Annotated in this window: 14 protein-coding genes and 1 tRNA gene; 9 read left to right on the top strand and 6 right to left on the bottom strand. The window is 58.7% G+C overall.

Going from position 1 to position 13,242, the window contains the following annotated elements; all coding sequences use genetic code 11:
- Positions 1-50: 50 nt before the first annotated feature.
- Positions 51-356 carry a YkgJ family cysteine cluster protein gene (locus tag ACQ4MY_RS05895; RefSeq protein WP_008086170.1) on the top strand — a complete coding sequence of 102 codons (306 nt, stop codon included), beginning with the start codon at positions 51-53 and terminating at the stop codon, positions 354-356.
- Positions 357-451: 95 nt separating this feature from the next.
- Here ACQ4MY_RS05895 and ACQ4MY_RS05890 read toward each other — a convergent pair whose 3' ends face one another.
- From ACQ4MY_RS05890 to hemA, 6 genes are all read right to left on the bottom strand, one after another.
- Positions 452-970, bottom strand: coding sequence for an acyloxyacyl hydrolase (locus tag ACQ4MY_RS05890; protein ID WP_008086172.1), 519 nt, complete (start codon positions 968-970; stop codon positions 452-454).
- Between the two features lie 113 nt (positions 971-1,083).
- Positions 1,084-1,875, bottom strand: a complete 792-nt coding sequence (gene murI / locus ACQ4MY_RS05885) for a glutamate racemase (RefSeq protein WP_008086174.1) — start codon at positions 1,873-1,875, stop codon at positions 1,084-1,086.
- Positions 1,868-2,623: a molybdopterin-synthase adenylyltransferase MoeB gene (locus tag ACQ4MY_RS05880; protein ID WP_008086176.1), complete on the bottom strand. Its 756-nt coding sequence runs from the start codon at positions 2,621-2,623 to the stop codon at positions 1,868-1,870. The genes murI and ACQ4MY_RS05880 overlap by 8 nt, the downstream gene beginning before the upstream one ends.
- Positions 2,617-3,447 carry a peptide chain release factor N(5)-glutamine methyltransferase gene (prmC, locus tag ACQ4MY_RS05875; RefSeq protein ID WP_008086177.1) on the bottom strand — a complete coding sequence of 277 codons (831 nt, stop codon included), beginning with the start codon at positions 3,445-3,447 and terminating at the stop codon, positions 2,617-2,619. Before prmC ends, ACQ4MY_RS05880 begins: the two co-directional genes overlap by 7 nt.
- Positions 3,448-4,530 carry a peptide chain release factor 1 gene (gene prfA / locus ACQ4MY_RS05870; protein WP_008086180.1) on the bottom strand — a complete coding sequence of 361 codons (1,083 nt, stop codon included), beginning with the start codon at positions 4,528-4,530 and terminating at the stop codon, positions 3,448-3,450.
- A complete protein-coding gene (hemA, locus tag ACQ4MY_RS05865; RefSeq protein ID WP_440094331.1) occupies positions 4,527-5,813 on the bottom strand; it encodes a glutamyl-tRNA reductase in 1,287 nt (428 codons plus the stop codon). The genes prfA and hemA overlap by 4 nt, the downstream gene beginning before the upstream one ends.
- A gap of 349 nt (positions 5,814-6,162) precedes the next feature.
- Here hemA and ACQ4MY_RS05860 point away from each other — a divergent pair, with 349 nt between their 5' ends.
- The 8 genes from ACQ4MY_RS05860 to ychF all read left to right on the top strand — a co-directional run bounded on the left by ACQ4MY_RS05860 (position 6,163) and on the right by ychF (position 13,082).
- Entirely contained in the window at positions 6,163-7,887 is a 1,725-nt protein-coding gene (locus ACQ4MY_RS05860) for a tetratricopeptide repeat protein (RefSeq protein ID WP_008079556.1), read from the top strand.
- Positions 7,888-7,890: 3 nt separating this feature from the next.
- Entirely contained in the window at positions 7,891-8,508 is a 618-nt protein-coding gene (gene lolB / locus ACQ4MY_RS05855; RefSeq protein ID WP_440094329.1) for a lipoprotein insertase outer membrane protein LolB, read from the top strand.
- A gap of 3 nt (positions 8,509-8,511) precedes the next feature.
- Positions 8,512-9,363, top strand: a complete 852-nt coding sequence (ispE, locus tag ACQ4MY_RS05850; RefSeq protein ID WP_440094327.1) for a 4-(cytidine 5'-diphospho)-2-C-methyl-D-erythritol kinase — start codon at positions 8,512-8,514, stop codon at positions 9,361-9,363.
- A 36-nt stretch (positions 9,364-9,399) separates the two neighbouring features.
- Positions 9,400-9,474 (top strand) — tRNA-Gln (locus ACQ4MY_RS05845).
- A 45-nt stretch (positions 9,475-9,519) separates the two neighbouring features.
- On the top strand, positions 9,520-10,461 hold the full coding sequence (locus tag ACQ4MY_RS05840) for a ribose-phosphate pyrophosphokinase (protein WP_003171603.1): 942 nt from the start codon (positions 9,520-9,522) through the stop codon (positions 10,459-10,461).
- Between the two features lie 142 nt (positions 10,462-10,603).
- Entirely contained in the window at positions 10,604-11,203 is a 600-nt protein-coding gene (locus ACQ4MY_RS05835) for a 50S ribosomal protein L25/general stress protein Ctc (protein ID WP_008079559.1), read from the top strand.
- Between the two features lie 171 nt (positions 11,204-11,374).
- Positions 11,375-11,959 (top strand): aminoacyl-tRNA hydrolase, encoded by a 585-nt coding sequence (pth, locus tag ACQ4MY_RS05830; RefSeq protein WP_008079560.1) that lies wholly within the window; start codon positions 11,375-11,377, stop codon positions 11,957-11,959.
- A 22-nt stretch (positions 11,960-11,981) separates the two neighbouring features.
- The gene (gene ychF / locus ACQ4MY_RS05825) at positions 11,982-13,082 is read left to right on the top strand and encodes a redox-regulated ATPase YchF (protein WP_007912904.1); all 1,101 of its coding nucleotides are present in this window, start codon (positions 11,982-11,984) and stop codon (positions 13,080-13,082) included.
- The last annotated feature ends 160 nt before the right edge of the window (positions 13,083-13,242 follow it).

Genomic DNA, 13,242 nt, shown 5'->3' with positions numbered 1-13,242 from the left:
GTCTGTCAGACCTTTCACACGCACCTCGGCGACTGCCTTACACTGGCGCCATGAAAACCATTCCCCACCAGCAAATCACCGAGCCTGCCGTCACCTGCTCAACCTGCGCGGCGTGCTGCTGCCAGCTCGAAGTGATGCTGATCACCGACACCGGCGTGCCTGATCGCTTTATCGATACCGATGAGTGGGGCGGCGAAGTGATGTTGCGTCTGGACGACGGCTGGTGCGCGGCGCTGGATCGCGACACGATGATGTGCACGATCTACGAAAAACGCCCACTGATCTGCCGCGAATTCGAAATGGGTGCGCCCGAGTGCATCGAAGAACGCCAAGGGATTACCACGGCTTACCGCTGATCCCAAAAACAAAAGATCGCAGCCTTCGGCAGCTCCTACATGAGATTGAGTTTCACCTGTAGGAGCTGCCGAAGGCTGCGATCTTTTGATCGTGCTTACAACGGCATGGTGTAGTGCAGCGCGTAGCTTTCTACGCCGTCGTTACTGCTGGCCAGGCCGGCGTTGGAATAGTGCGTCGCACGGATCCCGACTTCATGCCCGCCGTTGAAACGCAGACCAAAACCAAGACGGTCTTCGAACTGGAAAGAGCCGCCAATGTTGTTGGATTCGTACTTGGTGTTGGAGAACGCGGCAACGCCGATTCCCGCTTCGATATACGGTTTGACCGACTGGCCGGCAAACTCGTAAACAAACACTGGCGAGAACGACAGGCTGTTGTTGCTGGAGGTCTTGTCACCTTCCCAATAGGTATAGGCGCCGCTCCAGTAACCGGTCAGGCGACCGACGTCACTCTGTAGCCAGCTCTTGTCCCAATCGAAATTCATCCCCAGGCGGTAGGTCATGGTTGAGTCGCTGGTGGCCCCAACGGCGAATTCAACGCCTGCAGCTTGTGCGGTAATGCTTTGCCCCATCAGTGCGGCCGCAATCGCGGCCAAGCAGAATAGTCGCTTCACTTTGAAACTTCCTTTTCCGGAACGATCGTTTGGTTTTTAAGGTAATTCAACGCTATAGAAATCTGCGCTTCAACAGAAGTTCAGCCTATTTCCATGTTTGTTTCACATTATTTTTACAAATCGAACGGTTGCACGCTGCCAGACGAATGCCACAGCACATGCAGGACTTTTCTGAAATGACCCGGATCGGCGCTGGTCCAGAACTTCGCTGCTTGACTTGGCCCCTCAGCGAGTAGCTCGCGTTCAGCCAGCAAGCGCTGCAGTTGCCGCGCCACGGCGGCGCCGGTGTCGATCAAACTGATGTCCGCAGGGATCATCGACTTGAGCATCGGCTTGAGAAAGGGATAGTGGGTGCAGCCGAGAATGATCGTGTCGCAACCGCTGGCCAACAGCGGATCGACATAACGTTGCAGCAGCGTGCGCAACGCAGCGCTGTGCAGATCACCGCTTTCAATCAGCTCGACCAGCCCGGGGCAAGGTTGGGTGATCACGCGCACATCGGTGGCGAAGCGATCGAGCAACGCGGCAAACTTGGCGCTCTGTAACGTGCCAGTGGTGGCGAGTACCCCGACCACACCGCTGCGGGTCGCGGCAGCCGCCGGTTTGACCGCAGGCTCCATGCCGACCAGCGGCCAATCGGGAAAATCACGCCGCAGATCGGCGACACCGGCAACGGTCGCGGTATTGCAGGCCAACACCAACGCCTTGGCGCCCTGCTCGCGGAAAAACCCGGCCATCACGCTGCAGCGCTGGCGAATGAATTCCGGGGTTTTCTCACCGTAGGGAATGTGCCCGCAATCGGCGACATAGAGCAGCGACTCATTGGGCAGCAAGCGCTGGATTTCTGCCAGTACCGACAAGCCGCCGACCCCGGAATCGAACACGCCGATCGGCGCTTCACGCATGGCGCGAGCCACAGACGCTGCAACCCGGATCACGCTTGACGCGCAGCTCACGGAAACGCGAGCCCAGTGCATCGATCAGCAACAGACGGCCTACCAGCGGTTCGCCGAAACCGACCAGCACCTTCAACGCTTCCAACGCCTGAAGGCTGCCGACCAGACCCACCAGAGGCCCGACCACACCTGCTTCGCTGCAGGTCAATTCGGCTTCGCTGCCGTGGCCGTACAAGCAGTGATAACACGGGCTTTCATCGCGACGCGGGTCGAACACCGACAGTTGCCCTTCCAGGCGAATCGCCGCACCGCTAACCAGCGGTTTGCGCGCAGCTACACACGCAGCGTTGACGGCCTCACGGGTGGAAAAATTATCCGAGCAGTCGAGCACCAGATCCACCGCTGCCACGGCGGCGGCGAGGGAATCCTCGTCCAGTGCCTGACGATGGGCGATCAGTTGAATCTCGGGATTGATCGCGCCCAGACGCTTGAGCGCCGAGTCGACCTTGCTCATGCCGACGCTGTCGGTGTCGTGAATGATCTGCCGTTGCAGGTTGGTCAGATCGACCGTGTCGAAATCCGCCAGATGCAATTCACCGACACCGGCCGCCGCCAGGTACAAGGCTACCGGCGCGCCGAGACCACCGAGGCCGACGATCAGCACGCGACTGTCCTTGAGCTTCAACTGGCCATCGATGTCGATGTGTTGCAGCAGAATCTGCCGGCTGTAGCGCAGCAATTCCTGATCATTCAGCACGGCAGGCGTCCCAGACTGATGCGTTGATGGCCGCCCAGATCGGTGCGGCTGTGGACTTCTTCAAAGCCGCGCGTCAGCAACAGATCACGCACGGCTTCGGCTTGATCATAGCCATGTTCGAGCATCAGCCAGCCATCGGCCTGCAGATACTCCGGGGCCTGAGCGACGATCAAGCGCAGATCATCGAGGCCGTCTTCACCGGCGACCAAGGCGCTGGCCGGTTCGAAGCGCACATCGCCTTCGACCAGATGCGGATCGGCGGCGGCAATGTACGGCGGGTTGCTGATGATCAACTGAAACCGCTGACCTTCCAACGCGCTGAACCAATGGCTGCTGAGTACCGTGGCGTTGTTCAAATGCAGGCGCTGGCGATTGCGTTCGGCGAGGGCCACGGCTTCGAGTACGCGATCCACCGCCGTGACTTTCCACGCCGGACGCTCGCTGGCCAAGGCCAAGGCGATTGCGCCACTGCCGGTACCGAGATCGAGCACTGTGGCCGGGGTCGCGGGGAGCAATTCCAGCGCCGCTTCCACCAGCAATTCAGTGTCCGGGCGCGGGATCAGCGTGTGCGGCGCGACTTCCAGATCGAGTTTCCAGAAACCCTGCTGACCGAGAATGTAGGCCACCGGCTCACCGCCACGGCGACGTTGCAGGTATTCGGCAAAGGTCAGCGCCGCGTCACTCGGCACGATGCGCTCGGGCCAGGTGTGCAGAAAGCTGCGCGACTTGCCCAGTGCGGCGGCCAGGAGCAATTCGGCGTCCAGACGCGCAGTGGGCGAGTCCGGCAGTTCGGCGGCGCGCAACAGGCTGGCAATGATGGTCATTTATTCACCTATCGCGGCGAGTTGGTCAGCCTGGTATTCGGCCAGTAACGGCTCGATCACCGCTTCAACGCCACCGGCGAGAATTTCATCGAGGGAATACAGGGTCAGGTTGACGCGATGATCGGTGACCCGGCCCTGAGCAAAGTTGTAGGTGCGGATGCGCTCGGAACGGTCGCCGGAACCGACCAGCAACTTACGCTCGCTGGCGATGGCATTCGCCGCCGCTGCGGTTTGCTGATCATTGAGTTTCGCCGACAGCCAGGCCATCGCCCGGGCGCGGTTCTTGTGCTGGGAACGCTCTTCCTGACACTCGACAACGGTGCCGGTCGGGATGTGCGTGATGCGGATCGCCGAGTCGGTGGTGTTGACGTGCTGACCACCGGCACCGGAGGAACGGAACGTGTCGACGCGCAAATCCGCCGGGTTGATCTCGATGGCCTCGCGCTCGTCGGGCTCGGGCAATACCGCTACGGTGCAGGCCGAGGTGTGGATACGGCCCTGGGATTCGGTGGCGGGGACACGCTGTACGCGGTGCGCGCCGGATTCGAATTTCAGCTTGCCGTAAACGTTGTCGCCTTCGATGCGCGCGATGACTTCTTTATAGCCACCGTGTTCGCCTTCGTTTTCCGAGAGGATCTCCACGCGCCAGCCGCGACGCTCGGCGTAACGCGAGTACATGCGGAACAGGTCGCCGGAGAAGATCGCCGCCTCGTCGCCACCGGTGCCGGCGCGAATTTCGAGGAAGACGTTGCGGCCATCGTTGGGATCCTTCGGCAGCAACATACGCTGCAGGTCGGCTTCCAGGGTGATCAGCGATTCTTTGGCTTCGCGGACTTCTTCCACGGCCATTTCACGCATGTCCGGGTCATTGTCCTTGAGCAGCGCCTGCGCGCTTTCCAGATCGCTTTGTACGCTGAGTAGCTTTTTATAGCCTTGTACGACCGGCTCGATTTCGGCGTATTCCTTGGAATAGGCGCGGAATTTGCTCTGATCGGCAATGACTTCACCGTCGCCGAGCAGCGCGGTCAGTTCCTCGAAACGGTCCTGGAGGATGTCCAGCTTATTGTGCAGTGACGCTTTCATTGCGGTTTTTTATCCGAAAAGCTATCCGGTGAGCCCTCAAGGGCAAAGAGTTCCTGGGCCATGGCCAGCGCATCGAGGCGGCCTTCGGCAGAAAGCTTTTTCAGTTGCACGCTGGGCGCATGCAACAGTTTATTGGTCAGGCCACGGGCCAGTTGCCCGAGCACGTCTTCGGCGTTGCCGCCGTTGGCCAGCAGGCGCAGGGCTTTTTGCAGCTCTTCGTCGCGCAGGCGTTCGCTCTGTTGACGATAGGCCTTGAGCACGTCGACCGCCGCCAGCTCGCGCAGGCGCACCATGAAATCATCGGCACCGACCGAAACCATCTCTTCAGCGGCTTGCGCTGCGCCCTGACGGCTCTTGAGATTTTCGGCGACCACTTCGTGCAGATCGTCGACGCTGTAGAGGTAAACGTCGTCCAACTCGCCGACTTCTGGCTCGATATCACGGGGAACGGCGATGTCGACCATGAAGATCGGCTTGTGCTTGCGCAGCTTCAGTGCACTTTCTACCGCGCCCTTACCGAGAATCGGCAACTGACTGGCAGTCGAACTGATCACGATATCGCTGCGCACCAGTTCTGCCGGGATGTCCGACAGCAACACCGCGTGAGCGCCGAATTGTTCGGCGAGCAAACTGGCACGTTCGAGCGTGCGGTTGGCGACGACGATGCGCTTCACACCCAGCTCATGCAAATGGCGGGCGACCAGCGTGATGGTCTCGCCAGCGCCGATCAGCAGGGCCTGGCTGCGTTGCAAATCACTGAAAATCTGTTTGGCCAGGCTGACCGCCGCAAATGCCACGGACACCGGGTTTTCACCGATCGCCGTGTCGGTGCGCACTTGTTTGGCGGCATTGAACGTCGCCTGAAACAGTCGCCCCAGCAGCGGACCGATGGTGCCGGCCTCGCGGGCCACGGCGTAGGCCGACTTCATCTGGCCGAGAATCTGCGGCTCGCCCAACACCAGCGAGTCGAGCCCGGAGGCGACGCGCATCATGTGACGAACTGCCGCATCATCTTCATGCACATAAGCACTCGCGCGCAGCTCATCGAGGCTTAAATGGTGGTAATCGGCCAGCCAGCGCAGCACGATATCCGCCGACGGCTGATCCTGTTCTATATAAAGCTCACTGCGATTGCAGGTCGAAAGGATCGCAGCTTCGCGGCTGTCGGTCAGTCGGCAGAGCTGCTGCAAGGCTTCCACCAGCTGCTCAGGCGTAAAGGCCACGCGCTCGCGGACGTCTACTGAAGCAGTCTTGTGGTTGATACCGAGTGCAAGGAAGGCCATTCAAAGTCGCTGGTGGTGACGTGAAGCCGGCAATTGTCCTACTTCGCCAGATTCAGAACAACTATTGGATATCTATCGCCCTTATTGTATCCACCTTATGCTGCGATCCATTCTCGTTCATGTACACACCACCGTGTAGGAGCTGCCGCAGGCTGCGATCTTTTGATTGATCGTTCCCCCGCTCGGCGTGGGAATGCAGCCCGGGACGCTCCGCGTCTCAATCAACGTCAAAAGATCGCAGCCTGCGGCAGCTCCTACATGGGATCAGCGTAAATTGCCTGAGCGGTTATGTTTGGCCGAAGGCTTGTGTCATGATGATCCGACCGCAGGTTAGTCGTCCTCTTCCTATATGAATAGATCTTCCGCGTTGCTCCTTGCTTTTGTCTTCCTCAGCGGCTGCCAGGCCTTGGCACCCGTGTCGCCGGACGGTACACCGCCGGTCGAAGACACCACGCCCGTGCCTGAAAAGCCCAAGGTTTACAGCTCGTTCAGCGAGGAAACCGTTTTCAGCCTGTTGAGTGCCGAACTCGCCGGCCAGCGCAATCGTTTCGACATTGCCCTGGACAACTACGTGACTCAGGCGATCAATACGCAGGATCCGGGCGTCTCCGAGCGTGCATTCCGTATCGCCGAATATCTGGGCGCCGATCAACCGGCCCTCGATACCGCACTGATCTGGGCGAAAAACGCGCCGGACGACCTCGAAGCGCAACGCGCTGCTGCCGTGCAACTGGCGCGCGCCGGGCGTTACGACGACTCGATGGTCTATATGGAGAAAGTCCTGCAGGGCAAGGGCGATACCCACTTCGACTTCCTCGCCCTGTCAGCGGCCGACACCGACCAGGAAACCCGCAACGGTCTGATGAAAAGTTTCGACCGTCTGCTGCAGCGTCACCCGAACAACAGCCAACTGATTTTCGGTAAGGCGCTGCTCCTGCAGCAGGACGGCGACAATAAAGCGGCCCTGACCCTGCTCGAAGACCATCCGCCGGAAGAAGGCGAAATCGCCCCGATTCTGCTGCGCGCCCGTCTTCTGCAGATCATGAACCGCGGCGACGAAGCCCTGCCACTTCTGCAAAAAAGCATCAAGAAATACCCGGACGACAAGCGCCTGCGCCTGACTTACGCGCGCATGCTGGTTGAGCAAGACCGGATGGACGATGCCAAGGCAGAGTTTTCCAGCCTCGTTCAGCAATACCCGGAAGACGACGAACTGCGCTATTCGCTGGCATTGGTGTGTCTGGAAGCCAAAGCCTGGGACGAGGCCAAGGGTTATCTGGAAGACCTGATCGCCCGTGAAAGCCACGTCGATTCGGCGCACCTGAACCTTGGTCGCATCGCCGAAGAGCGTAACGATCCGCAAGGCGCACTCATCGAGTACGCCCAGGTCGGCCCCGGCAACGACTATCTGCCGGCGCAATTGCGTCAGGCCGATATCCTGATGAACAACGGCAAGACCGCTGAAGCACAAAGCAAACTCGCCGCCGAGCGTGACGAGCAACCGGACTACGCGATTCAGCTGTACCTGATCGAATCGGAAACCCTGTCGGCCAACAAACAGGACGACAAGGCCTGGAAAGTCTTGCAGCAAGCCTTGCTGCAATACCCGGACGATCTGAATCTGCTGTACACCCGGGCGATGCTCGCGGAAAAACGCAACGACTTGGCGCAGATGGAAAAAGACCTGCGCCTGATCATCAAGCGTGATCCGGACAACGCCATGGCGCTGAACGCTTTGGGTTACACCTTGTCCGACCGCACCACCCGCTACGCTGAAGCCAAGGCGCTGATCGAGCAGGCGCACCAGATCAATCCGGAAGACCCGGCCGTACTCGACAGCCTCGGCTGGGTGAATTACCGCATGGGCAATCTGGATGACGCCGAGAAATACCTGCGTCAGGCGCTGGAGCGTTTCCCTGACCACGAAGTCGCCGCTCACCTGGGCGAAGTGCTGTGGACCAAGGGCAATCAGCGTGAAGCCAAACAAATCTGGGGCAAATTCCTCAAGGATCAGCCCGACAGCACCATTCTGCGCAGCACCATCAAGCGCCTGACCGGATCCGAGACTCTTTAACTCATGTTTTTGCGCCACGTTATTGTTTTCAGCTTCATCGCCCTGCTCGCCGGCTGCTCGGGTTTCGGCACCCGTGAATCGGTCGAGGGCCACGGCAGTCCGGCTCAATGGGCCGCGAACAAACAGCAACTGACCGGCCTCGACGGCTGGCAGATCGACGGCAAGATCGGCATCCGCGCAACGAAAGATTCCGGTAGCGGCACGCTGTTCTGGCTGCAACGTCAGGATTACTACGATATTCGTCTGTCCGGCCCGCTGGGTCGTGGCGCTGCACGCCTGACCGGGCGTCCGGGCAAGGTGTCGCTGGAAGTCGCCAATCAGGGCCGCTACGAATCGCAATCCCCGGAAGCCCTGCTGGAAGAGCAGTTGGGCTGGAAACTGCCGGTGTCGAATCTGGCCTGGTGGGTCCGTGGCCTGCCGGCTCCGGACAGCAAAAGTCGCCTGAACCTGGACGCAGACAGCCGTCTGGCCAACCTGGAACAGGATGGTTGGAAAGTCGAATACACCGCGTACACCGAACAAAACGGTTACTGGTTGCCCGAGCGCATCAAGCTGCACGGCACCGACCTCGACGTCACGCTGGTGATCAAGACCTGGCAACCGCGCAAGTTGGGGCAATAACGCATGACCGCTGCACGCCTGACCCTGCCCTCGCCGGCCAAACTCAATCTGATGCTGCACATTCTCGGTCGCCGTGAAGACGGTTATCACGAGTTGCAGACGCTGTTTCAGTTTGTCGACTACGGCGACGAAATCACTTTTGCCGTGCGCGATGACGGCGTGATTCAGCTGCACACCGAGTTTGCCGGCGTGCCGCATGACAGTAACCTGATCGTGCGCGCGGCGAAAATGCTTCAGCAACAGTCTGGCTCTACGCTCGGTATCGACATCTGGATCGACAAAGTGCTGCCCATGGGCGGTGGCATTGGTGGCGGCAGTTCAAATGCGGCGACCACTTTGCTCGGTCTCAATCATTTGTGGCAGTTGGGTTGGGATGAAGATCGCCTGGCTACTCTGGGCCTGACGCTGGGTGCCGACGTCCCGGTTTTCGTCCGTGGTCACGCAGCTTTCGCCGAGGGCGTGGGCGAGAAACTGACCCCGGTCGATCCCGAAGAACCGTGGTATCTGGTGCTCGTACCGCAAGTCTCTGTAAGTACGGCAGAAATTTTTTCCGATCCTTTGTTGACACGTAACACGCCGCCCATTAAAGTGCGCCCCGTTCCCGAGGGAAACAGTCGAAATGACTGCTTGCCGGTGGTTGCAAGGCGTTATCCAGAAGTACGTAACGCATTGGATTTGCTAGGTAAATTTACCGAAGCAAAACTCACCGGAACTGGAAGTTGTGTGTTTGGGGGCTTCCCAAGCAAAGCTGAAGCTGATAAAGTCTCGGCCCTTCTGACAGAGACCCTTACAGGGTTTGTAGCGAAAGGCAGCAACGTTTCGATGTTGCACCGCAAGCTGCAAAATCTGCTCTAAAGGAACCAAGTGCACGGCACTTGATGCAACAGATACAGGGGCGTCGCCAAGCGGTAAGGCAGCAGGTTTTGATCCTGCCATGCGTTGGTTCGAATCCAGCCGCCCCTGCCATTTTCTATACTCATCCAGGTTACCCTCAGCCTCTAGGTACTGCGCGTGTCCAAGATGATGGTCTTTACGGGGAACGCTAACCCCGATCTGGCTCGGCGTGTTGTACGTCAGCTGCATATCCCTCTCGGTGACATCTCTGTCGGTAAGTTCTCCGACGGCGAAATTACTGCCGAGATCAATGAAAACGTTCGCGGTAAAGACGTTTTCATTATTCAGCCGACTTGCGCTCCGACCAACGATAACCTGATGGAACTGGTAGTGATGGCTGATGCCTTCCGCCGCTCCTCGGCTACTCGTATCACTGCTGTTATTCCTTATTTTGGTTATGCCCGTCAGGATCGCCGTCCGCGTTCCGCACGTGTGGCTATCAGCGCGAAAGTCGTCGCTGACATGCTTACCGTAGTCGGCATCGACCGTGTTCTCACGGTTGATCTGCATGCTGACCAGATTCAGGGTTTCTTCGATATTCCGGTAGATAACATCTACGGCTCCCCAGTATTGGTGGATGACATTGAAGATCAGCGCTTCGAAAACCTGATGATTGTGTCCCCGGACATTGGTGGCGTCGTGCGTGCACGGGCTGTTGCCAAATCCCTGGGCGTGGATCTCGGGATCATCGACAAACGCCGTGAGAAAGCCAATCACTCTGAAGTGATGCATATCATCGGTGATGTCGAAGGGCGTACCTGTATTCTGGTCGATGACATGGTCGATACCGCCGGCACTCTGTGCCACGCGGCCAAGGCCCTGAAAGAGCATGGCGCAGCCAAGGTCTTTGCCTACTGCACACACCCTGTGCTGTCGGGTCGGGCCATCGAGAATATCGAAAATTCCGTGCTGGACGAGCTGGTGGTGACTAACACCATCCCGCTGTCCGCTGCAGCACAAGCCTGTGCACGTATCCGTCAACTGGATATCGCACCGGTTGTTGCCGAAGCGGTTCGCCGCATCAGCAATGAAGAATCGATCAGCGCGATGTTCCGTTAAGGGCCCTGCCCTTCTCGAAATGTCTCGTTGACGAAAAGCGCCCCGCCCCGGCATTCCTGTCGGGGCGGGGCTTTTTTGCCCATACCGTGTTTGGCGCTGGTCGCAAACGTCAACCCGGTCATGGCTATTTTGGAGATACACAATGAACGATTTTACTCTGAATGCTGAACTGCGTTCCGACCTGGGGAAAGGTGCGAGCCGCCGCCTGCGTCGTCTCGCCGCTCTGGTTCCAGCTGTTGTTTACGGTGGCGAAAAAGCCCCTGAATCCATCAGCATGCTGGCCAAAGAAGTTGCCAAACTGCTCGAAAACGACGCTGCCTACAGCCACGTTATCGAACTGAACGTTGGCGGCAAAAAGCAGAACGTCATCATCAAAGCTCTGCAACGTCACCCGTCCAAGGGTCACGTTCTGCACGCTGACTTCGTACGTGTCGTAGCCGGCCAGAAACTGACCGCTATCGTGCCTGTGCACTTTGTTGGTGAAGAAGCTCCGACCAAGAAAGGCGGCGAGATCTCGCACGTCCTGAACGAAATCGAAGTAACTTGCCTGCCGAAAGATCTGCCTGAGTTCATCGAAGTCGACCTGTCGGCTCTGGAAATCGGCGCAATCGTTCACCTGTCCGACCTCAAAGCCCCTAAAGGCGTTGAGTTCGTTGCACTGGCTCACGGTGACGACAAAGCTGTTGCAAACGTACACGCTCCACGCGTTGCTCCAGAAGCTGAAGAAGGCGCAGCAGAGTAATTCACTCTGTTCAGCCTGAGTGAGCAAGTAACATCGCGGACTGGAACGTAGCGAGAAAGCGGGCGAGATCGCGGAGTTTACATTCATGGTAAATGAGCATTTTTCGTCCACTTTCGCCGCTATCCCTGATCGCGGCGATGTTATCCACCACTCAAAGGAAGGGCCCCTATCGTGACTGCCATCAAACTGATCGTTGGCCTGGGAAATCCAGGCGCCGAATACGACCAGACCCGGCATAACGCAGGGGCCCTTTTTGTTGAGCGCATCGCCCACGCACAGAATGTGAATCTTGTGGCCGATCGCAAATATTTCGGCCTGACCGGGCGCTATTCGCACCAGGGTCAGGATGTTCGTCTGCTGATTCCCACCACCTACATGAACCGCAGCGGCCAGGCCGTGGCGGCACTCGCCGGTTTCTTCCGCATCAAGCCTGAAGAAATCCTCGTGGCGCACGACGAACTCGACTTGCCTCCGGGCGTTGCCAAGCTCAAGCAGGGCGGCGGCCATGGCGGTCACAACGGGTTGCGCGACATCATTGCGCAACTGGGCAATCAGAATACGTTCTACCGCCTGCGGCTTGGCATTGGCCACCCGGGCGTCGCCAGTATGGTTTCAAATTTCGTCCTGGGTCGTGCGCCACGCGCCGAACAGGAAAAACTCGATGCCAGCATCGACTTTGCCCTCGGCGTGCTGCCGGATATCCTCGCCGGTGAATGGAACCGCGCGATGAAAAACCTGCACAGCCAGAAGGCCTGACTCTACTCCGAGGGGAAACACCATGGGATTCAATTGCGGCATCGTCGGCCTGCCTAACGTCGGCAAGTCCACCCTGTTCAACGCCCTGACCAAATCCGGTATTGCGGCCGAGAACTTCCCCTTCTGCACCATCGAGCCGAACAGCGGCATCGTGCCGATGCCGGATCCGCGTCTGGAAGCACTGGCGGCCATCGTCAATCCGAAGCGCATCCTGCCGACCACCATGGAATTCGTCGACATCGCGGGTCTCGTTGCCGGCGCCTCGAAAGGTGAAGGCCTGGGCAACAAGTTCCTCGCCAACATCCGTGAAACCGACGCGATCGCTCACGTCGTGCGCTGCTTCGAAGACGAGAACGTGATCCACGTTTCCAACAGCGTCGACCCGAAGCGCGACATCGAAATCATCGACCTGGAACTGATCTTCGCCGACCTCGACAGCTGCGAGAAGCAACTGCAGAAAGTCGCGCGTAACGCCAAGGGCGGTGACAAGGACGCCGTGGTTCAGAAGGCTCTGCTTGAGCAACTGATCGCGCACTTCACCGAAGCCAAGCCGGCACGCAGCCTGATGAAGAACATGAGCGCGGACGAAAAAGCCGTGATCAAGGGCTTCCACCTGCTGACCACCAAACCGGTCATGTACATCGCCAACGTCGCTGAAGACGGTTTCGAGAACAACCCGCACCTGGACGTGGTTCGCGCCATTGCCGAAGAAGAAGGCGCAATGGTTGTTCCGGTCTGCAACAAGATCGAAGCGGAAATCGCCGAGCTCGATGACGGCGAAGAGAAGGACATGTTCCTTGAGGCCCTGGGCCTGGAAGAGCCTGGCCTGAACCGCGTGATCCGCGCCGGCTACGAAATGCTGCACCTGCAGACCTACTTCACCGCCGGTGTCGAAGAAGTCCGCGCCTGGACCGTCAAAGTCGGCGCCACCGCACCTCAGGCTGCCGGCGTGATCCACACCGACTTCGAGAAAGGCTTCATCCGCGCCGAAGTCATCGCCTACAACGACTTCATCCAGTACAAGGGCGAAGCCGGTACCAAAGAAGCCGGTAAATGGCGTCTGGAAGGCAAGGATTACATCGTCAAGGACGGCGACGTGATGCACTTCCGATTCAACGTGTAAGCATTACGCCCAAGAAAAAGCCGCGTTTGATACGCGGCTTTTTTGTGCCTGACATTTATGCCTCAACACATTCCCCTGTAGGAGCGAGCCTGCTCGCGATAGCGGTATGTCTGTCGAATCAACTGTAACAGACACTCCGCTATCGCGAGCAGGCTCACTC

This window comes from Pseudomonas sp. SM4 (genome assembly GCF_051913165.1).
Classification (GTDB): domain Bacteria; phylum Pseudomonadota; class Gammaproteobacteria; order Pseudomonadales; family Pseudomonadaceae; genus Aquipseudomonas.
Note: the sequence above shows the minus strand (reverse complement) of the source record. Positions and strands in the feature narration are given on the sequence as shown.